19 protein-coding genes are annotated in these 20,786 nt (G+C 66.2%); 9 read left to right on the top strand and 10 right to left on the bottom strand.

The annotated features are described in order from the left end of the window. Positions 1-73: 73 nt before the first annotated feature. The 3 genes from HWX07_RS28435 to HWX07_RS28425 all read right to left on the bottom strand — a co-directional run bounded on the left by HWX07_RS28435 (position 74) and on the right by HWX07_RS28425 (position 3,707). Positions 74-1,600 carry an amidase gene (locus HWX07_RS28435; protein ID WP_175878545.1) on the bottom strand — a complete coding sequence of 509 codons (1,527 nt, stop codon included), beginning with the start codon at positions 1,598-1,600 and terminating at the stop codon, positions 74-76. Positions 1,601-1,655: 55 nt separating this feature from the next. Next, on the bottom strand, positions 1,656-2,714 hold the full coding sequence (locus HWX07_RS28430; RefSeq protein WP_175878544.1) for a phenylacetaldoxime dehydratase family protein: 1,059 nt from the start codon (positions 2,712-2,714) through the stop codon (positions 1,656-1,658). 96 nt (positions 2,715-2,810) lie between these two features. Continuing rightward, on the bottom strand, positions 2,811-3,707 hold the full coding sequence (locus tag HWX07_RS28425; protein WP_175878543.1) for a transporter: 897 nt from the start codon (positions 3,705-3,707) through the stop codon (positions 2,811-2,813). Between the two features lie 527 nt (positions 3,708-4,234). Here HWX07_RS28425 and nthA point away from each other — a divergent pair. From nthA to HWX07_RS28405, 4 genes are all read left to right on the top strand, one after another. Further along, positions 4,235-4,834, top strand: coding sequence for a nitrile hydratase subunit alpha (gene nthA / locus HWX07_RS28420; protein WP_175878542.1), 600 nt, complete (start codon positions 4,235-4,237; stop codon positions 4,832-4,834). Positions 4,835-4,878: 44 nt separating this feature from the next. Then, positions 4,879-5,532: a nitrile hydratase subunit beta gene (gene nthB, locus HWX07_RS28415; RefSeq protein WP_124461139.1), complete on the top strand. Its 654-nt coding sequence runs from the start codon at positions 4,879-4,881 to the stop codon at positions 5,530-5,532. Further along, the gene (locus HWX07_RS28410; protein WP_175878541.1) at positions 5,529-6,791 is read left to right on the top strand and encodes a GTP-binding protein; all 1,263 of its coding nucleotides are present in this window, start codon (positions 5,529-5,531) and stop codon (positions 6,789-6,791) included. The genes nthB and HWX07_RS28410 overlap by 4 nt, the downstream gene beginning before the upstream one ends. Positions 6,792-6,978: 187 nt before the next feature. Beyond that, positions 6,979-7,566 (top strand): LysE family translocator, encoded by a 588-nt coding sequence (locus HWX07_RS28405; RefSeq protein ID WP_175878540.1) that lies wholly within the window; start codon positions 6,979-6,981, stop codon positions 7,564-7,566. 12 nt (positions 7,567-7,578) lie between these two features. Here HWX07_RS28405 and HWX07_RS28400 read toward each other — a convergent pair whose 3' ends face one another. Next, positions 7,579-8,424, bottom strand: coding sequence for an AraC family transcriptional regulator (locus HWX07_RS28400; protein WP_175878539.1), 846 nt, complete (start codon positions 8,422-8,424; stop codon positions 7,579-7,581). A gap of 240 nt (positions 8,425-8,664) precedes the next feature. Next, positions 8,665-9,222, bottom strand: coding sequence for an inclusion body family protein (locus HWX07_RS28395; RefSeq protein ID WP_006479130.1), 558 nt, complete (start codon positions 9,220-9,222; stop codon positions 8,665-8,667). A gap of 362 nt (positions 9,223-9,584) precedes the next feature. Here HWX07_RS28395 and HWX07_RS28390 point away from each other — a divergent pair, with 362 nt between their 5' ends. The 3 genes from HWX07_RS28390 (at position 9,585) to HWX07_RS28380 (ending at position 11,986) form a co-directional block, all read left to right on the top strand. Then, a complete protein-coding gene (locus tag HWX07_RS28390; protein ID WP_175878538.1) occupies positions 9,585-10,139 on the top strand; it encodes an inclusion body family protein in 555 nt (184 codons plus the stop codon). Between the two features lie 119 nt (positions 10,140-10,258). Beyond that, complete coding sequence (locus HWX07_RS28385; protein ID WP_175878537.1) at positions 10,259-10,813, top strand: inclusion body family protein; 555 nt, start codon at positions 10,259-10,261, stop codon at positions 10,811-10,813. Positions 10,814-11,191: 378 nt separating this feature from the next. Continuing rightward, positions 11,192-11,986, top strand: coding sequence for an SDR family oxidoreductase (locus HWX07_RS28380; RefSeq protein ID WP_175878536.1), 795 nt, complete (start codon positions 11,192-11,194; stop codon positions 11,984-11,986). Positions 11,987-12,025: 39 nt separating this feature from the next. Here the strand turns inward: HWX07_RS28380 and HWX07_RS28375 are convergent, their stop codons facing one another. The 5 genes from HWX07_RS28375 to HWX07_RS28355 form a co-directional block, all read right to left on the bottom strand. Next, positions 12,026-12,400, bottom strand: coding sequence for a hypothetical protein (locus HWX07_RS28375; protein ID WP_175878535.1), 375 nt, complete (start codon positions 12,398-12,400; stop codon positions 12,026-12,028). Positions 12,401-12,621: 221 nt separating this feature from the next. Beyond that, positions 12,622-13,692 carry an AI-2E family transporter gene (locus HWX07_RS28370; protein WP_027811202.1) on the bottom strand — a complete coding sequence of 357 codons (1,071 nt, stop codon included), beginning with the start codon at positions 13,690-13,692 and terminating at the stop codon, positions 12,622-12,624. A gap of 138 nt (positions 13,693-13,830) precedes the next feature. Beyond that, positions 13,831-14,940 (bottom strand): NADH:flavin oxidoreductase/NADH oxidase, encoded by a 1,110-nt coding sequence (locus tag HWX07_RS28365; RefSeq protein WP_175878534.1) that lies wholly within the window; start codon positions 14,938-14,940, stop codon positions 13,831-13,833. A gap of 141 nt (positions 14,941-15,081) precedes the next feature. Continuing rightward, positions 15,082-15,768: a type 1 glutamine amidotransferase domain-containing protein gene (locus HWX07_RS28360; RefSeq protein ID WP_012338251.1), complete on the bottom strand. Its 687-nt coding sequence runs from the start codon at positions 15,766-15,768 to the stop codon at positions 15,082-15,084. A 356-nt stretch (positions 15,769-16,124) separates the two neighbouring features. Further along, positions 16,125-17,153: a substrate-binding domain-containing protein gene (locus HWX07_RS28355; RefSeq protein ID WP_175878533.1), complete on the bottom strand. Its 1,029-nt coding sequence runs from the start codon at positions 17,151-17,153 to the stop codon at positions 16,125-16,127. 187 nt (positions 17,154-17,340) lie between these two features. On the opposite strand from HWX07_RS28355, the gene HWX07_RS28350 reads away from it, so the two are divergent. Together HWX07_RS28350 and HWX07_RS28345 are read left to right on the top strand one after the other, a co-directional pair. Beyond that, positions 17,341-18,924 carry a glycoside hydrolase family 68 protein gene (locus HWX07_RS28350; RefSeq protein WP_069231070.1) on the top strand — a complete coding sequence of 528 codons (1,584 nt, stop codon included), beginning with the start codon at positions 17,341-17,343 and terminating at the stop codon, positions 18,922-18,924. A 178-nt stretch (positions 18,925-19,102) separates the two neighbouring features. Beyond that, complete coding sequence (locus tag HWX07_RS28345) at positions 19,103-20,740, top strand: glycoside hydrolase family 32 protein (protein WP_175878532.1); 1,638 nt, start codon at positions 19,103-19,105, stop codon at positions 20,738-20,740. Positions 20,741-20,786 lie beyond the last annotated feature (46 nt).

Below are 20,786 nucleotides of genomic sequence, written 5' to 3'. Positions count from 1 at the left end.
GCAACCGTGCAAGCCGCGTTGCCGGCCGGACCGACAGGCGGCGCGGCGGCGATGCGCGGCCGCGCCGGGGATGTCATGCGAAGGTCGTCTGGCGCCAATCGGAAGACTGTTCATACGCATAGGCGCAGCGGTAGATCGTCGCCTCGTCGAAGCGACGCCCGACCAGTTGCAGCCCGATCGGCAGATCGTCGGCTACCCCGCACGGCAGCGACATGGCCGGATGCCCGGACACGTCGAACGGCGCGGTATTCGCGAGCATCTCGAACGCGCGCGTCAGCGATTCGGACATCGCACAGCCGGGCTTCGGCAGTTCCGACGCGCGCATCGGGACGGTCGGCATCAGCAATACGTCGTACGATTGCAGCGCCGTGTCATAAGCCGATCGCAAGCGTCGCGCGAGGTTCTGGCACTTCGCGTAATAGCGCCCGCGATACCGGCTCGTGAAATATTCACCGAGCAGCATCGTCACCTTCACGGTATCCGGCAGCTCGTCGGCGCGCTCGCGCCAGCCCGCGTGATGATCGATCATGCCGGTCACGTACAGGCCGCCCCAGTTGAAACCATGGCTGTTGCCCTTCATCATCTGCTGCGTCGCGCCCTCGGCCGCAATCGGCAGCCAGATCGCGGTGCCGGCCGCATGCAGCGGCACCGACACTTCGTCGACGCTCGCGCCCAGCTTGCGCAAGCGCAGCGCGGCGACCCGCACGGCCTCGTCGACCACTTTCTCCGAATTCGCGAGCCCGAACGCCTCGCGCAGCACGCCGATCCGCAGACCCGCGATGCCGTCGCGGATCGCGCCGAGATAATCGGCACGCGGCGGCAACATCCGTTGGCGCGGATCGAGCCCGTCGTCGCCCGCGATGACGTCGAGCAACAGCGCGTTGTCGAGCACGCTGCCCGTCATCGGCCCGAGATGATCGACGGTCGCCTCGATCGGCATCGCGCCGGTGTACGGCACGAGCCCGTGCGTCGGCTTCATCCCGACGATGCCGCAATAGGCGGACGGGATTCTCACCGAGCCGCCCTGGTCGCCGCCGAGCGCCATGTCGACCTCGCCGCTCGCGACCAGCGCGCCGCTGCCGGACGACGAGCCGCCGGACGAGTGTCCGGCCTTGCGCGGATTGTGCACCGGCCCCGACGCGCTCGTGTGCGAGCCGCCGGAAAAGCAGTAGTACTCGCAGGTCGCCTTGCCGGCGATCGTCGCGCCGGCGTCGAGCACCCGCGTGACGACGGTCGCATCGATATCGGGCACGTAGCCCTCGAACGTGCTCGCGCCATTGCGCATCGGCACACCGGCGACGCAGATGTTGTCTTTCACGGCCACCGTCTTGCCGCGCAGCTTGCCGTCGGCGGCGCCGTGGATCGTGCTCTTGCGCGCCCATGCGCCGTAACGGTTCTCGTCGCCTTCCGGGCGGTAGCCGGGCGTGCGCGGATACGCGACGACGGGCAGATGGTCGGGCAGCGCGTCGATCACGTCGTACGCGTCGAAGTTCGCCTGCAGTGCATCGTCGTAGTCGGCGAGCTGGCGGGAATCGACATGAAAGCCGAAACCGGCTGCAATGTCGGACAGTTGTTCGCGGGTCGGGCGTTTGATGGCCATCGACGTTCTCCAGTTCGGTAAGCGGCGCCGCCAGCCTGGGCGGCGCCGGCGGGATTCAGCGGGCGATGGCGACAGCGTCGCGCATCAGTCCGGTGCGCGGATGGCAGTTCACGTATTCGTAGACCTGATGCTTTGCGTCGAAGACTGAAACTTCGTGATACAGCCGCAGTTTCGACAGCCCGGTGACGACGCGGAAGAACGTGACGAAGATCCGCAGGTGCGTCGGATGGGATTCGGCCCACCGCTCGAGGCGGTCGAGCGAGCGCCAGTGGCCGATGTTGTAACTCTCGTCGAGCAGGTTGCCGTCGAGATCGATCGAGCGCACGTAGCGGTTGCTGTAGCAGCCGACGTCCTTGCCGTTGTCGCGCAGGAACTGCATTCCGCTGCGCAGCGTCGGCTCGATCTCCTCGAGATACAGCCGGCGCTCGTCGCTCTCCGCCGCGCGCCAGTCCTGGCCGGACCGAATCAGCGCGATGTTGTCGTGTGCCAGTACGACCACACGGCCGCCGCGAGCCGGATCGCCGTCGACGATGCGCAACTCGCCGTCCGCAGCCATCCAGTCCGTCTGCGAGATCGGGAACCGGTCACGCATCGAGCCCCAGTAGCCGTGCTCCTCGATCTCGCCGCTGACGCCGTCCATGATCGCGCCGACGCCGGGGAAATCGCTCGTAAATGCGTAAAGCGTCTCGAACTGTTCGGCGCGCGGCGCGACGATTTCCCGGAAGTAGCCGATTCCGTCCGCGAGGCGTGCGTCGGAGGCCCACCATTCGACGAGCGCCGGCGACGCGATCCAGCGCGCATACGCGGCCGGATCGCGCCAGTAGCCGACGGCAATCAGGTTCTCGTAGCCCTCGTCGTCGGTGTGTTGCGTCAGGTCGAAGTTGTTCGGGCCGTCCTGCGCACCGAAATCGGCGACGATCCGGCGCAACGCGGCCAGCGCCGCCGCGCGCTTGTCGGCGCCGCTGTATTGCACGCCGAAATAGCCCATCACGACCTGGTTAAGGTCTTCGGCGGCCCGGGCGACGTACATCGGGAACGGCGGCTGGTAATCGTCGGCGACGCGGCGCGACAGCGTCCGCGGGCAGATCAGGTGTTTGTCGATGGCGGATTCCATGCGTGACCTCTCTGGAAAGGGAATCGGGTGTCGAGGGTTCGACGTTGGGGGACACGGAGCGGCATGCACCGGCCCTATCCCGGTGCATGCGGGTCGTCAGAAGATGTGTGCGTAACGCAGACCGGCGAGCACGCTGTTCTTCGGACCGTTGCGCACGCTCAGGTCGGTGCCGAGCTGGATTTGCACCTGGTCGGCCTTCGTCACGAACTTCGCCGCGGTGATCCGCAGGCGCGTCGTGCGCAGCGCGTCGTTGTTGTCCGCGCCGTCGACGCTCGTTTCACCGCCCCAGAGCTGGGTGATGCCGATGCCGAGCGACGTGCCCGGATCGGGCATGTAACGCACCATCGCCTGGGCGCTGTAGCTCATCCGCTGATGCAGCGTCGCACCGCTCGCGCCGTACGACGTGTTGTTGCCGTACCAGATCGCGTCGCCGACGAGATCGAGTGCCCACTGCGGCGAAAAGTGCTTGACGTAGGCTGCCTGGAAATCGAGCGACCAGCGGTTGGCGCCGAGATTGAGGCCGCGGTTCTGGTCGTAACTCCCGGTCGGCGCGTAAACGTAGACCGTCGCGGCGACGACGTCCTTCGCTTCGTTCAGGCGGAATTTCAACGGCGCGGTCAGGATCACGTCGCCGACACCATTCGTACTGCCAAGTGCGCCTGCGTTGCCGAAGCTGCTGATGTGACCGAACGGCAGCAGCACCTGCGGATCGATCGTGAGCCGGTCGGTGAGCTGGAACACATGCAGCAGGCGGGCGATGCCGACATTGGACTGCAGGTCGAAATCCGAGGTCCGGTGACCATTCGCGTAGTACGCGTTCGTCGCCGAATAGTTGTAGTACAGCACGCCGATCGTCGCGCCCACCGGATACTGCTCGTAGTCGCCGGGATCGACCTCGACCGCGCCCGCGTAATGCGATGCGACGACCATCAGCGACAGGCCGATCCAGCGCGCGACGCGCTTCAGTTTCATTCTGTTGACGTTGTCCATCATGCTCCTCACCTGGATGCGCAGACACCGCCACGCTCGACGTACGACGAACGGGAACCGTCGCCGGACGGTGGAATCGCGGGGTGCTGGCTGACTGTTGTTCCGCCGGTACTCGGGGAGTGCCGACGATTCGCGACATCGAACGGCCGTCGCTTGAGGGTGAGAATAGAAAGGCAAAATCCGCAGTTCTGTTTTCCGGCGGAACAAGAAATTGGCTGTGGCGGACCTGCGCGCCCGATGCCATACAACGGTCGCAAAACGTGCGCCGGCTGCCACTGTTTTCGCGCCGGGCGCCGGTCAATTGCCGCGAATCGCCGCGAATCGCCGCGCATCCGTTGCGCGTCGTCGCCTGCCGCGCCACGGGGCCGTCTCGGCACAGTTTCCGATCCGTGCCGGCAAAGAACCGCGTTTTTTCTCTTCTTACCCTGCTCGTCGAGCGTGACGGACACGACACGTCGCACCCACACCCCGCCACGGCAGTCGCCACGCCGTGGCGGCGGTCGACCCGAACCACGACAAGGAGCCCCACGATGAACACGATTCCTTCCGAGGAAACCGTCTCGACGCCCGGCGAACGCGCCTGGGCGCTGTTTCGCGTGATGAAGGAGAAGAACCTGATTCCAGACGGCTATATCGACACGCTGACCGAGCTGATGTCCACGACCTGGGATCCGGCCAACGGCGCGCGCATCGTCGCGCGTGCGTGGGTCGACCCGGCATTTCGCGAACTTCTGCTGAAGGACGGCACGTCCGCATGCGCGCAGTTCGGCTACACCGGCCCGCAGGGCGAATACATCGTCGCGCTCGAGGACACCCCGACACTGAAGAACGTGATCGTCTGCAGCCTGTGCTCATGCACGAACTGGCCGGTGCTCGGACTGCCGCCCGAGTGGTACAAGGGCTTCGAATATCGTGCGCGGCTCGTGCGCGAAGGGCGCACGGTGCTGCGGGAGCTCGGCACCGACCTGCCCGACGACGTCGTCGTGAAGGTCTGGGATACGACCGCCGAAAGCCGCTATCTCGTGCTGCCCGTGCGGCCGGCCGGCACCGAGCACATGACCGAGGAACAACTGCGCACGCTCGTCACGAAGGACGTGCTGATCGGCGTCGCGCTGCCGCGCGCGCACTGACGCGCACCCCGTTTCGCTCTCGACCTTCCACTCGGAGATCACATATGGACGGCTTTCACGACCTCGGCGGATTCCAGGGTTTCGGCCCGGTGCCGCATACGATCAACAGCCTCGGCTACAAACCGGTCTTCAAGGAAGACTGGGAACATCTCGCGTACAGCCTGATGTTCGTCGGGGTGGACCAACTGAAAAAATTCAGCGTCGACGAGGTACGTCACGCAGTCGAGCGCATCGACGTGCGCCAGCACGTCGGCACGCGCTACTACGAGCGCTACGTGATCGCGACCGCGACCTTGCTCGTCGAAACCGGCGTGCTCACGCAGGATGAACTCGACCGCGCGCTCGGTTCGCCTTTCCGGCTCGCGAACCCGCCGCGCTCCGCCGGCCGGGCGGCCCCGGCCGAGTCGACGCGGTTCGAGGTCGGCGATCGCGTCGTCGTTCGCGACGAATACGTCAGCGGACACATCCGCGCGCCGGGCTACGTTCGCGGCAAGACGGGCGTCGTGTTGCACCGGACGACCGAATCGTGGCCGTTCCCGGATGCGATCGGCCACGGCGACACCGGCGCCGCGCATCAACCGACCTATCATGTCGAGTTCCGCGTGAAGGACCTGTGGGGCGACGCCGCCGACGACGGCTATGTCGTGGTCGACCTGTTCGAAGGCTACCTGGATCGCGCATCCGGGCAGAGCGCATGACGACGCCGGCCAATCGACACGTGCCGGCCACCCCGCCGCCGAGGATTCCGGTCACCGTGCTGTCCGGCTTCCTCGGCGCCGGAAAGACGACGTTGCTGAACCATATCCTGCGCAATCGCGCCGGCCTGAAGGTCGCCGTGATCGTCAACGACATGAGCGAGGTCAACGTCGACGCCGACGACGTGCGGCGCAACGTCGAGCTGCATCGCGGCGAGGACGAACTGGTCGAAATGACCAACGGTTGTATCTGCTGCACGCTGCGCGCCGATCTGCTCGAGCAGATCAGCACGCTCGCGCGGCAGCATCGCTTCGATTATCTGCTGATCGAGTCGACGGGCATCTCGGAGCCGATGCCGGTCGCGGAGACGTTCGCGTTTCTCGACCGGGACGGTTTCAGCCTCAGCGAACTCGCGCGGCTGGACACGCTCGTCACGGTGGTCAACGGCGAGACGTTCGAGGACATGATCGCGTCGGCCGAACCGGTCACGCGCGACACCACGCTCGCGAACGGCGGCGATGCCGGTCCGCCGCGCACGCTGTCGGACCTGCTGATCGAACAAGTCGAATATGCGAACGTGATCCTCGTGAGCCGACTCGACCGGATCGGCCACGCGGGTTTCGAGCGGCTGCGCGCGATTCTGGCCTCACTGAATCCATCGGCGAGAATCCTGCCGATGCAGCACGGCAAGGTCGATCCGTCGGACGTCCTCGATACGCGACGCTTCGATCTACCGGCGCTCGTCGAATCGCCGGGATGGATGCAACGCATGCAGGCCGACGAACGTCCGCCGGAATCGGATACATACGGAATCGCATCGTGGGTCTATCGCGAACGTGCACCGTTTCATCCTGCGCGCCTGCTCGCGTGGCTGCGCCGCCCCTGGACCAACGGCCGACTGCTTCGCTGCAAGGGATATGTGTGGGCCGCGCACCGATATGCGGAAACCGCCATGCTCGTGCAGGCCGGCGACACGTTCCAGTGGGGCTACGTTGGCCGATGGTGGCGGTTTACGCCACCGTCGGACTGGCCGCACGACGACTATCGTCGCGAGGGTGTGCTGAAGCAATGGGAAGAGCCGGCGGGCGATTGCCGGCAGGAAATCGTGTTCATCGGGCAGTCGATCGATCACGTCCAGTTGCGTCGCGAACTCGATGCGTGCCTGCTGACGGTCAAGGAAATCGACGCAGGCCCGGAGTCGTGGCGCCAGCTTCCGGAAGCCGATGCGTTCGACGCGCTCGCGACGCCCGCCCATCCGTGAAATGAGACTCGATGGCTTCGGCGGCCACGCCTGCGTCCTGTCGCTTTCGGTCGGCCCGTGAGCGCTGCACCCGGCTCAGCATGACGTGAATCCCGACCGCGCCGCCGAGGGCAGTTTTCTTCAATACGGGCCGACGCCGCGCCCGTAGTCTCGATGCGACTTTCAACATGTCGCATGGAGACACCTGATGAGCATGCTGGTTTCGATGGCCGCGTTCGCGCTCGCCTCGTCGATCACCCCCGGTCCCGTCAACATCGTCGCGCTCAGCGCGGGCGCCCGCCACGGCCTCGGCGCGAGCCTGCGCTACGCGGCGGGCGCCACGCTCGGCTTCGTCGCGCTGTTCCTGCTGATCGGCCTCGGCCTGCACGCGGCGCTCGCGCGCTGGCCCGTGCTGACGACGGCCACGCAGTGGTCGGGGATCGCGTTCCTGCTGTATATGGCGCTGCGGCTCGTGCTCGACGACGGCCGGTTGTCGGCCGATCCGGACGTGGCCGGCCCGTCGGCGGCGTCCGGCGCGGCGATGCAGTGGCTCAATCCGAAGGCGTGGCTTGCATGCGTGGCCGCGATGGGCGCGTATGCGGCCGATGGCGATCGCGCGCAGGTCTGGCAGTTCGCCGCGCTGTATCTGGTGATCTGCTTCGCGTCGATCGCATGCTGGGGCTATGCGGGCGCGTCGCTACGGCACCGGCTCGCGAACGCGCGGCGCATGCGCGTGTTCAACCGGCTGATGGCGCTGCTGCTCGCGGGCAGCGCGCTGCTTCTGCTCGACGTGTAGCGGCCGTGGCGGTCAGCGCATCGCGCTGCGGTACTGCCCGGGCGTCGCGGCCGCGATCCGCCGGAACGCGCGCTGGAAGTGAGCCTGATCCGCAAAGCCGGCGTCGAGCGCGACCTCGGCGATCGGCCTGCCACGCCGCAATTCGGTGCGGCCGTACTGCACGCGCCGATCGATCAGGAATGCATGCGGCGTCATCCCGTAACGCGCATTGAATGCGCGGATCAGGTACGACGGCGACAGGTCGGCCGCCGCGCAGATCGCATCGAGCGAGACGGCCTCGCGGCAATGGGCGGCGATGTAGTCGGCCGCGCGCGCGAGCTTCGCGTTGTCGTCGCCCGGCCGCGCATCGGGCGGTTCGCGATCGAGCGCGCCGTGCAACGCGGTGAAGAATTCGACCGCCGCACTCTCCTTGCCGAGCGCATCGATGCCGGGCGACACGAGCGTGCGGTAGAAGCCGCCAAATCGCGCGAACAGATCGCCGCGCTCGGTCAACTTCGGCGAAAACCCGTGAAAATCGCGGTTCGGATCGCGGCCCAGCGCGTGTTGCAGCCGCGCGAGCCACGGCACGTCGACATAGACCATCCGGTACGCCCACGCATCGGGGCCGTACGGGTTGCATGCGTGCACCTGCTCCGGGTCGATGATCACCAGCACGCCGCGCCCGACGTGCGCGTTCGTCGCGCCGTTCACGTACGTGCTCGTGCCGCCGACGATCGCGCCCACCGAAAACGTGTCGTGCGTGTGCTTCGCGTAGCAGATCGCGCGCCCGTCGTCGACAGTGCGCGCCTCGATGAACGGCAGCGCGGTGTCGCGCCAGAACGGCGACGGTACGGCGGATCGGTTGGCGGTACGGCTCACGCGGCGGGCTCCGGTTCGAACGACGAACGCTCACCGTACAAGACTGTGCGGCGCCGCGCAACCGGATCGCGCGGCTTCGATGCTACGCAGAATGGTGGTGCCCACGGACATGATCGTGGGCACCACCCTGCGCCGCCGACTTCCCGCACGAGGTGCGGAGGATGGCGCGCTTACGCTGAAACAGCGCCCCTGCTTGCACGCGTTTCCGCGTGCTCGGGCGCTGAAGCCGACAGCAGCGGGTCAGGCCGGAACGATGATCTTCGGATCCCACCAGTAGTAGCCGAACAGTTCCTGGTTCTGCCCGCCGACGAGCTTGTAAAGCGCGAAGCAAACGCCGAAATATTCCGTCCCGCTTCGCCGGACCGACGAGTCGAAGGTCGCGAACGTGAGCTGCTTCTTCAGCGGCGGGAGGCCATTGCGGGTCCCCGAATCCGGGTTGGGTTCCACCGCGCCATTGCGGACGACCGTGTTGCAGACGAACGGGTTGAATACCTCGTCGCCTTGATAGCGCGGGATGTTGTAGATGATCACGGCATCGTCGGAGTTGTCGTAGATCGACACGCCGGTGAACTGGACGCGGTCACCCGGGTAGGCGGTGATTTCCAGGTCGGCCGTACCCTGCCCCTTGACGCCACGCGCACCGGTGCAGATCAGGAACTGGCCATTGTGGGCGATGCCCGTCGGCGCGGCCTGATTCTGGCTCGGATTCGGATACGTCTTCTTGACCCATTCCGTATCGATCACCGCGATGATGTTGATGTCCTGCGCGCTTGATGCAAGCGTGATTTCGGAAGCCATGGTTAATCTCCATTCACTAAGCGTTATGAATTTGAGTCCGACGACACGTCATTAGCGCGTCAAGGACAATATCAATTCATTCGCTTGCCAAAATCAATTACAACCGATTACGCGGTGGCGAGCGTTTGAACCCGCACATGGAAGCCTGAAATTAAGATCTTGAAAATCCATAAAAATCAATTACAGGCGATTACACGACGACGCCGCCCCTCTCCGACCAAAAAATCAATTCTCACCAAAATTAATCCCCCATCAAACCTGACAGGTACTAAAACAAATACAAATGGACAATACTGGCGAAGCGCATCGCCGATGCGCCACGCGCACCGAACGGGCAATTGACCTGTCATGGAGGCATTTAAATGAAAGTCGATCTTGATAGCATCGATCTGGAACAAACCGCTCAATTCATTCACATCCTTGCGGTTATCGACGCGCATTATTTAAAGACAATCTATCCCAATCCGAGCCAGAACGCGAACCGCCCGACGGCCATCAGCAGCAACGCCGTGTTCATGCTCAACAGCCGCTTGCCCGGCGTGAGCAGCTCGGAAGGCACCGGTAGCCTGGGCTTGAAATTGCAGGTCGGCGACAAGGTATCGCTGATGGGGACGTCACTTTCCGACAATTCGGACGACTCTGCGTTGATTTACAACGTCCGGCACTACTCGGGCGCGGAAGTCTTCAGTCAATTCGCCGCGCATACCATCGAACAGGTTGCCGCACCCAGTGCGGCCGAGACGCCCGACATCATCGCGATCTCGGCGCAACCCCAAGTCTTTCAACGGTTCGACGCCGTAGCAAAATCCTTCGGAGTCGAGAACCTCGGAACGAGTTTTGCGCTTTATACGCGGAATCAAAACAAGAAATCCTTGTTCGGCTACTTCTTCTGGGTCTGGCAAGCCTCCGCTGCTTGAAGCGAGCCCCGACAACTCGCTCCGATGCGATACGGGAGCGATTCAAGCCGGCGGGTTTCACGCGGCACCCCACCGGGCGCAGCCCCTTTTCCGCGATAAAACCAGAATGGAGCACCCGTATGACAGCCGATCTTGGAAGTCTCACTCGCGACACAACCTCGCAGCAAATCGACATCCTCGCCGTCGTCGACACGGAATATATCAAGCTGAGGTACCCGCATCCGAGCAAGCAACCCGAGTTACCGATCGCCGTCGATCATCGCGCCGTGCGCCTGCTTTACACCGGCGCGCGCGGCGCGTCGATCGGAAATGGCCCGGCGGACCCCGTTCTGACGCTGTATCCCGGCGACACGGTTTCACTCAGGGCAGTCTCCCTCTATGAAAACGCGGAAGACGCGGTGCTGATTTATCAGGTTTCGCACCTGTTCGGCCAGCAAGTCTTCAATCCTTTTTCGCAGGACTTCCTCGACGTGAACGCCGTGCAACCGAACCCCGAAACGCGCGACGGCCTGCCGCCGCTGACGAAGCCGCAGACGTTCGTCAGCCTCGGCGCCAAGGCAAGAGAGAGCGGGATCGAAACGCTTGGCGCCTGCTTCGGGCTCTATACGCTGGAAAGAAGTACCCAGGAGTTGTTGGGATACTACTGGTGGGACTGGTTCGTCACGTGTTCGTGATCTTCGTGTTTCATCGTTGACGGTTCGCCCGTTCTGCGAGCGTGGGTCGCGAGCGGGCCGGCGGCATGCACGATATCCGCCAGGATCGGCTGAAGCGCCGATCCTGGCGGGCCGGATATCGACAGGTTGCCGTCGCAGCCGGCGAATACGTCATCGGTTTGGTATCCCGCGGGGGAAGCACGCGCGGAATACCAATTTCGCGCCTGCTTGCCCCGAACCGACAGGAATCTCGCGCGTCCGCAATACCCCCCGGATTTTCCGCGCGACCGCTGCCGACGCGCTCGCGACATGGCCTATTGAGCGGAATTTGCCTAAGCTTTGAATTCCGTCCGCCGCGGCACGCGCGGCGGCCCTCGTTCACTCTTCCCCGTCACGCTCATGCAGATCGATCTGAAAGGCAAGACCGCAGTCGTTACCGCTTCCACCGCCGGCATCGGGCTCGCGATCGCCGAAGGCTTCGCGCGCGCCGGCGCGCACGTCGTCGTCAACGGCCGCAGCGACCAGTCGGTGCAATCCGCGCTCGAGAAACTGCGCGACACCGTGCCCGGCGCAAGCCTCGACGGCGTCGCCGCCGACCTGTCCGACGCGGCCGGCGTCGCGCGCGTCACGCAACACACGCCGAATGCCGACATTCTCGTCAACAACGCGGGCATCTACGGCCTGAAGGCGTTTTTCGACATCGACGACGCCGAATGGGAACATTATTTCCAGATCAACGTGATGTCCGGCGTGCGGCTCGCACGGCATTACCTGAAAGGGATGATCGAACGCAATGCCGGGCGCATCGTGTTCATTTCGTCGGAATCGGGCCTGAACATCCCCGTCGACATGATTCATTATGGGTTCACGAAAACCGCGCAGTTGTCGATCGCACGCGGCCTCGCGAAGCTCGCGGCCGGCACCCGCGTGACGGTCAATTCGGTGCTGCCGGGGCCGACGATGTCGGAAGGTGTGCGCGAGATGCTGAAGGCGCAGGCCGACGAAACGGGCCGCAGCATCGACGACATTGCAGTGGAATTCGTACGCAGCGCGCGCGCGAGCTCGATCATCCAGCGGCCGGCGACGACGGAGGAAGTCGCGAACCTGGTCGTGTACGTGTGCTCGCCGCAGGCATCGGCCACGACCGGCGCGGCGTTGCGCGTCGACGGCGGTGTGGTCGACACGATAGCGTGACGGCAGTATGACGCGCTGGCGCGGCGCGTTGTCCCCGCCCTATCGCGACGCGCTCTTGCCCTGCTGGAGCGCGCCCTTGCGGTCGGCGTCCATGCACGAATCGAAGCCGTGTTGCGTGACGACGCCAGCCTTGTCGAACACGACGAAGAAAGCACGATGATCGTTGCCGTGCTCGATGAAGTAGTTGTAGCAGACGCCGCTGCCGTTGCGGACCATCCAGACGCTGCGCGGGTTGCCGGCGGCGCGGACGACGTCGGCGCGCGTCGCGCCGTGCCGCGACGCGGCCCGTGCCAGCGGCGTGCGCGAATACGAAAACGGCAGCCACGAGTCGAACCACGCACAGCCATGCAACATCAGGCAGCCGGCGGCCAGGGACAGCGTCGCTGCGGGACGGGACATCGGAATCAATCGCATGCTCGGGAAATCTGCTGCGCCTACCGGCGTGATCGAAAGCCCCATGCTACTCGACCTTTGGGTCCGGATCGAAAAGAAATGTAGAGATCTTTATCCGAATCCCTGCATTTGCGCGCATCCGCGCCAGCCGAATCGTCAGCGATCGTTGCCGCCGGCCTCCGCGTGCGCGGCCCGCCGCGCCATTGCACCGCGACGTCGAACCGATGCAGCGGCATGCACGCTCAAGCGATCCATTCGGCCCACAGCATCGTGAGCACCGTCATCAGCGCCGGGCCGACGAACAGCCCGATCAGGCCGAACGTCTCGGCGCCGCCGAGGATGCCGAACAGCACGAGCAGGAACGGCAGCCGTGTCGAACCGCCGATCAGCACCGGCCGCACGAAATGCTCGGCGACGAACACGACGATGAACCCGAGCGCCGCGACCACGACGGCCCACATGGTCGCCCCCTGCACGAACAGCCAGAGCGCCGCGCCGCAGAACACGACCGGCGCGCAGAACGGCAGCATCGCGGCGACCGCCGTGACGAGGCCGAGCAGCGCCGCATGTGGAACGCCCGCGAGCGCGTAGGCGACGCCGAGCAGCGCGCCCTCGCCGAGCCCGACGACGACGAGCCCCGTCACCGTGCCGTACACGGCCGCGACCATCCGCTCGATCAGTTCCGCGCCGTTGCGCCCGAACGCGCGCCGCGCCCCCTGCAACAACGCACCCGACAACTTGTGACCGGCACGCAGGATCACGAACAGCGTGACGAGCATGAAACCGAATTCGAGCAGCACGTGCGCGAGCTTCGTGCCGAATTGCCGGCCGAACGCGATGAATTTCTCGCCGTTGACGCCGTGCATCGCGGTGGCCGCATGCAGCGGATGGCCGAGATTGGCCTGCCACCATTCGGTGATCTGCGCCGCGCCGTACGGCAACCGGCTGACCACGTCCGGCAGCGGAATGCCGTTGTCCTGGATCGTGCGCAGCCATTCGCGCAGGTCATGCGCCTGCGCGAACGCCTGGGTCGTCGCGACGGCCACCGGCAGCACGACGAGCAGCGAAATCGCCGCCGTGATGACGGTCGCGATCAGCGTCGGCCGGCTGCGGAACAGCCGGTGCGATTCGAAGCGTTTCAGCAGCGGCCACATCGCGATGGCGATCACGCAGGCCCAGGCGATGGCGGGAATGAAGTCGCGGATCACCCACAGCGCGAGCAACAGCAGCGCCGCATACAGCGCGACGCGGGCGATCTGCTGGACGCGCGGCCGCGCGGCGGAATCGTGAGACGACGGGACATGTGCGCCCATGGCACCTCTGTCGAAATGAAAAAAATGGCGGTCCGCCCAGGCAACCGGCCTGGACGAACCGCCATTCTATCCATCGGCGCCGGATCGGCGGCACGCGGGATGCGCGCACCGTCGCGGCGCTGCGTCGACGCGCCCCGCTTAAGCCACCTTGTCGGCGACCCGGTAGCGCTCGAGCCAGTGCGCGTACGGCGCGGGCAGCGTCCACGACGGACGCTCGACGCCTAGCTGCCTGGCCGCGTAATACGGCCAGTGCGGATCGGCCAGGTGCGCGCGGCCGATCATCACGAGATCGAGCTGCGCTTGCTCGACCACGCGGTTCGCCAGTTGCGGCGTATCGATCCCCCACGCGGACGATACCGGCAGCCCGGCCTCGCGGCGCACGCGCTCGGCGATCGGCGCGAGAAACGCCGGGCCCCACGGAATCTGCGCGGTGGGCGTCGAGAAGCCGACCGACACGCTCAGCATGTCGAGCCCTTCGCGCTTCATCCGCTGCGTGAGCGCGATCGATTCGGCGAGGGTTTCTTCGTCGCGGCCGTCGTATTCGATCACGCCGAGGCGCGCGGTCAGCGGCAGATGCTCGGGCCAGACCTTGCGGACGGCCGCGAGCGTATCGACGAGGAAGCGGCCGCGGTTGTCGGCCGAACCGCCGTACTCGTCGGTGCGCTGGTTCGAATGCACCGAGAAGAAGCTCTGGCCGAGATAGCCGTGCGCGAAGTGCAGCTCCAGCCATTCGAAGCCGAGATCGCGCGCACGCTGCGCCGACGCGACGAAGTCGGCCTGCACGCGGGCAATGTCGTCGTGTGTCATTTCACGCGGCACCTTCGGCAGATGCGCGCCGAACGGCACGGCCGACGGCGCGATGGTCTGCCAGCCGCGCGGATCGCCGTCGGCGATATGGTCGTCGCCTTCCCACGGGCGATTCGCGCTCGCCTTGCGGCCGGCGTGCGCGAGCTGGATGCCGGGCACCGCGCCGGCCGCCTTGATCGCCGCGACCGACGGCGCGAACGCCTCGGCCTGCGCGTCGTTCCACAACCCGGCGCAACCCGGCGTGATGCGGCCTTCCGGCGACACGGCCGTCGCCTCGGCGATCACGAGGCCCGCGCCGCCGCGCGCGATGCCGGCCAGGTGCACGTGATGCCAGTCGTTGACGACGCCCTCTTCGGCGACGTACTGGCACATCGGCGGCACCGCGATGCGGTTGCGCAGCGTGACGTCCTTGAGTTTGAACGGTTCGAACAGGGCAGACATCCACGACTCCTTTGCTTGGTTCTGCAAAACGGCTGGAAATGCGTCATGCGGTGCGCACGACGCAGCGATGCGGGCCGTCGGCGGGCTGGCTGCGCCCGGCGACGGCAAGGACGCGGCGCCGGCCGGGCCGACGCCATGCTTTCAGCGGTGGCCGAGCTTCGCGAGCAGCGCCTCGGCCGCGGGCGCCGACGACGCGGGGTTCTGCCCGGTGATCAGCAGCCCGTCGGTGACGACATGCGGCGCCCAGTCGGCGCTGCGCTCGAATTCCGCGCCGTTGGTCTTCAGCATGTCCTCGACGAGGAACGGCACGACTTCGGTCAGCTCGACGGCCGCTTCCTCGCTGTTGGTGAACCCCGTCGCGCGCTTGCCGCGCACGACCGACTCGCCGGTCTGCGGGTTCTTCACGTGGCGCAGCACGCCCGGCGCGTGGCACACCGCCGCGACCGGCTTGCCGGCGGCGAGCGCACGCTCGATCAGGCCGATCGAATGCAGATCCTCGGCGAGATCCCACAGCGGGCCGTGGCCGCCCGGGTAGAACACCGCGTCGTAGTCGTCCGCCGACACATCGGCCAGCTTGCGCGTCGACGCGAGTTCGGCCTTGGCCGCGGCATCGGCGTCGAAACGGCGCGTCGCGTCGGTCTGGGCCGTCGGGTCGCTGCTTTTCGGATCGAGCGGCGGCTGGCCGCCCTTCGGCGACGCGAGCGTCAACTCGATGCCCGCATCCTTGAACGTGTAGTACGGCGCGGCCAGTTCCTCGAGCCAGAAGCCGGTTTTCTTGCCGGTGTCGCCGAGCGTGTCGTGCGAGGTCAGGACAACCAGAATCTTCATGATCGGACACTCCTTCGAAAATGAACGGGGGAACGGGGCCGCACGTCGGCGCGCCACGCCTGTCGGTTAGTCAGTGGGCGCGCGGCAACGTGCGGTTCATTCATCCTTATGCGATATATGCCTATTAGACCAGTCGTCTAGAAGCGGTCGAAATAAAACGACGGCATCTCGCCGCTTGAATCTGCCCGAGACGTCGCCGCATTCACCAGCACGGATGATAGCGCTGGATTAGACCGGTCGTCTAGAAGAACACCTATTCGTCCCTGCCATCGTCATGGCCTTTGCGGCGGGGGCGCCGTTCAGCAACGGCCGCCGTCACTTGCCCGCCCGCCGTCGCCTCGCCGCCGGTGTGCGGGCTACCCGCGCAACGGACCGTCCGTGTCGCCCGCCTCGATGGCCGGCGCTTCGAGCCGTTGATCGCACACGCCGTCGTCCAGCAGCCGCAGCATCAGTTCCGCGAGCGCACGCCCCGACGCATGCCCGGTCGGCTGCACGACCGCCGTGACGCGATACGGGTGCGCGATGTCGGGCGGCACGCCGTCATAGACGATCAGCGACAGGTCCGCCCCGAGGCGCAGCCCGCTGTCGACCAGCGCGCGAAACGCGCCGCTGCCCGCGATGTTGTTGTCGACCAGCAGCGCGCTCGGCGGCTCGGCGAGCGCGAGCAACGCCCGCGCCGCCTGCTGCCCGCCGTCGTGCGTGAACGGGCTCTCGACGAGCAGCGCCGGATCGGCGTCGATACCGGCTTCGCGCAAGGCCGACAGATAACCGGCACGCCGCTGCGCGGCGAAATTCAGCGCCAGCGGCGCGCTGATCATCGCGATGCGCCGATGCCCGAAGCCAATCAGCCGGCGCACCGCGTCGCGCGCGCCCGCCTCGTTGTCGAAGTCGAACCACGCGTACGGGTTGGCGGCCTGCGTACGGCCGTAGGCGACATACGGAAATGCGCTCGCTTGCAGGTACGCGATCCGCGGATCGTCGACCCGCGTGCGCGCGACGATCAGCCCGTCGACGAGCTTGCCGTCGACGATCCGCCGATAGGTTTCCAGTTCCGCGTTCGGTCGCGCGGACGCGATGATGAAATCGAGATTGCGCTCGGCGAGCCGCTCGGTGATGCCCGCGACGACCTCGGCGAACCGTGGATCGCCGAGATCGCCGGCGCCGAACGGATAGACGATCCCGATCATGTCGGCCCGCCCGGTCGCCAGCCGGCGCGCGGTGGGATCGGCCACGTAGCCCATTTCCCGCGCGGCCTTCGCCACGCGCTCGCGCGTCGCCTCGCTCACGTCGTCGTAACCGTTCAACGCGCGGCTGACCGTCGTCCGCGACAGGCCCAGCGCGTCCGACAGCGCCTTCAGATTCACCTTCACCGTCACTCCTCGCATGCGTCGATCCGCCCGGCTGCCCGAAGCCCGGGACACGCCGGCCGGGTAATTATTTCCAATTGGTAACGATTACCGTCAAATAAATATCTTTTGCGTTCCAAACCGGTTTGAAATAGCATCCAAACCGGTTTGGACATCGATGCCCACTCAGCCGTTCACTTTCACCTTCCCAGGAAACAACGACGAGATGACATACTTTCCCCTTTTCCGTCCGGTCGCGGCCAAACGTTTGCTGCTCGCTGGCGGCGCACTCGCCGCCTTCGCGTCCGTCGCGCACGCGCAGTCCAGCGGCACGGGCGCGCCCGTGCCCACGCCCCATACCCAGCAAGCCTACGATCCCGAAGGCAACTTCACGATGCGCTGGACGCGGGCGGACATCCGCCAGATCGTCGCGCAATCGCACACCGCGGGCGCCGACAAGAACTCGCTGCCGCAAGCGCTGACGATGCCGGACATCCCGCAGGATTTCCCGCTGATCAACTCGAACGTGTGGGTGTGGGACACGTGGCCGCTGGCCGACCTGCGCGCGAACCAGCTCAGCTACAAGGGCTGGGAGGTGATCTTCTCGCTCACCGCCGATCCGCACGCGGGTTACACGTTCGACGACCGTCATGTCCACGCCCGCATCGGCTTCTTCTATCGCCGCGCCGGCATCCCCGCGTCGCAACGCCCCGCGAACGGCGGCTGGACCTGGGGCGGCCACCTTTTCCCCGACGGCGCGAGCGCCCGGGTGTTCGGCACCGCGCCGATGACCAACAACGCCGAATGGTCGGGCTCCGCGCGCCTGACGAACGGCAGCAACGTCAGCCTCTACTACACCGCGACGTCGTTCAACCGCTCGGCGCCCGGCGGCGCCGACATCACGCCGCCGCAGGCGATCATCACGCGCGCCGACGGCAACATCCACGCCGACGACAAGCACGTGTGGTTCACCGGCTTCGACGATCACAAGGCGCTGCTGCAGCCGGACGGCAACTACTACCAGACCGGCCAGCAGAACACCTACTTCTCGTTCCGCGATCCGTTCGTGTTCACCGACCCCGCGCATCCGGGCAAGACCTACATGGTGTTCGAAGGCAACACCGGCGGCCCGCGCGGCGCGCGCACCTGCACCGAGGCCGATCTCGGCTACGCGCCGAACGATCCGAACCGCGAAGATCTCAACGCGGTGATGAATTCGGGCGCAGTGTATCAAAAGGCCAACGTCGGCCTCGCGGTCGCGACGAACCCGCAACTGACCGCGTGGAAGTTCCTGCCGCCGATCCTGTCGGCGAACTGCGTGGACGACCAGACCGAGCGCCCGCAGATCTATCTGAAGGACGGCAAGTACTACCTGTTCACGATCAGCCACCGCACGACGATGGCGGCCGGCGTCGACGGCCCGGACGGCGTGTACGGCTTCGTCGGCAACGGCATCCGCAGCGATTTCCTGCCGCTGAACGGCGGCAGCGGCCTCGTGCTCGGCAACCCGACCGACTTCTCCGCACCGGCCGGCGCGCCGTACTCGCAGGACCCGAACCAGAACCCGCGCGAATTCCAGTCGTATTCGCACTACGTGATGCCGGGCGGGCTCGTCGAGTCGTTCATCGATGCGATCGGCCCGCGCCGCGGCGGCACGCTCGCGCCCACGGTGAAGGTGAACATCAACGGCACGTCGACGGCGGTCGATCGCGCGTATGGACGCGGCGGCCTCGGCGGCTACGGTGACATCCCGGCGAACCTGCCGGCGACGGGGGCCGGCCACAACGACGGCAACGGCCAGGGCAACTAGGAAACCCAAAACAACCATCGTCGATAGAGGCACGAGGTTCAGGAGGTGCGTATCGCGCGCGTCGCGTGTGCGCCTCCTCTTTTTCTTTCGACTTTTCCTTTGACCGTTGCGCAGGCCGTCGTTGCAGACGGCCTGCGCCGTCCTTTCCCGCTTCGCCCGACGAAGCGCCTGGTCCCGCATGAATTCGACGTCTTTCCGCTGTTCCGTCCGGCTCGTCCGGCTGCTGTTCGCCTGCCTGGCCTGCACGCAGGCCGTCGCCGCTCCGTGCCACGCGCCGCCCGACAACGACACGCCGCAATGGCGGCCCGCCCTCCACTACACGCCGCAACGCAACTGGATGAACGATCCGAACGGGCTCGTCTACGCGAACGGCCGCTATCACCTGTTCTATCAGTACAACCCGCTCGGCAACGACTGGGGCAACATGTCGTGGGGGCACGCGACCAGCACCGACCTCGTCCACTGGCGCGAGCAGCCGGTCGCGATGCGCGCGAACGCCACCAAGGAAATCTTCTCGGGCTCGATCGTCGCCGACACCCTGAACACGTCTGGCCTCGGCACGCCGGGCCACACGCCGCTCGTCGCGCTTTATACGAGCGTCTACAAGACCGGCTCGGGTCACGCGCCCGGCATCCAGGCGCAGTCGCTCGCGTACAGCCTCGATCAGGGCACGACCTGGCAGCCGTATGCGCACAACCCGGTGCTGACGCTCGATCCGGAATCGAAGGAATTTCGTGACCCGAAAGTATCGTGGTATGCGGCGGGCGGCTACTGGTTGATGACGACGGTCGTCGCCGACGCGCACGTCGTGAAGCTCTATCGCTCCGACGACCTGATCCACTGGTCGTTCCTGAGCGACTTCACGCTGCCGGACGTGCCGCATGCGGGCGCGCTGTGGGAAATGCCGGACCTCATACCGTTGCCGCTCGACGGCGATCCCCGCCGCATCAAGTGGGTGATGATCGTCAACGTGAATCCGTGGTCGATCGCGGGCGGTTCCGGCGCGATGTACTTCGTCGGCAACTTCGACGGCCGCACGTTCGTGCCCGACCGCGTCGCGCCCGCCGGTTCGGATCCCGCGCAATTCCGCTGGGTCGATCACGGCGCCGATTTTTACGCGGCCGGCACGTTCTCCGGCGCACCGGGCGCCCGGCCGGTCGCGATCGCATGGATGAGCAACTGGGATTACGCGGCCAAGGTGCCGACCACTCCATGGCGCGGCGCGACCACGCTACCGCGCGAACTGGCGCTGAAGACGATCGACGGCGAGCCGACCCTGATCGTCGCGCCGGCCGCCGCCTTCGACGCATGGGCCGACGGCCGGCCCGCCGTGCATGAAGGCGACCTGACGGTCGACTCCGCTACCCGGGCGCTATCGGCCGCGACGCGCGGCGTCGTCCAGCGCATCACGGTGACGATCTCGCCGCAGCGTGCCGCGCGCGCGGGCCTGATCGTCCGGCGCTCGGCCGACGGCTCGATCGGCACCCGGATCGTGTACGACACGGCGAAGCGCACGCTGACGCTCGACCGCTCGCAATCCGGCGAAGCGAATTTCGCCGGCACGTTCAGCCGCGAGCACATCGTCGATCTGCCGCTCGAACACGGGCAGTTGCGGCTCGAAATCGTCGTCGATCGCGGCTCGGTCGAAGTGTTCGCCAATGGCGGCCGCGTGGCGCTGACGGACCTGATCTTTCCGCCGCTCGACGCGGATCGCGTGGCCGTGTTCGCCGAGCAAGGCCGCGCGACGTTCGCGGGGTTGACGGTGACGCAGTTGAAAACCGGCGACGACACGCGCGGCGCCTGTGCGTCGCGATAGGTGCAGGTGACGGGGCCCGCTCGCCCGGCATCGCATCGCCGGTTAC

The organism is Burkholderia sp. BCC0097, from assembly GCF_902832985.1.
Classification (GTDB): Bacteria; Pseudomonadota; Gammaproteobacteria; order Burkholderiales; family Burkholderiaceae; genus Burkholderia; species Burkholderia orbicola.
This window is presented reverse-complemented; position numbering and strand designations above follow the sequence as displayed.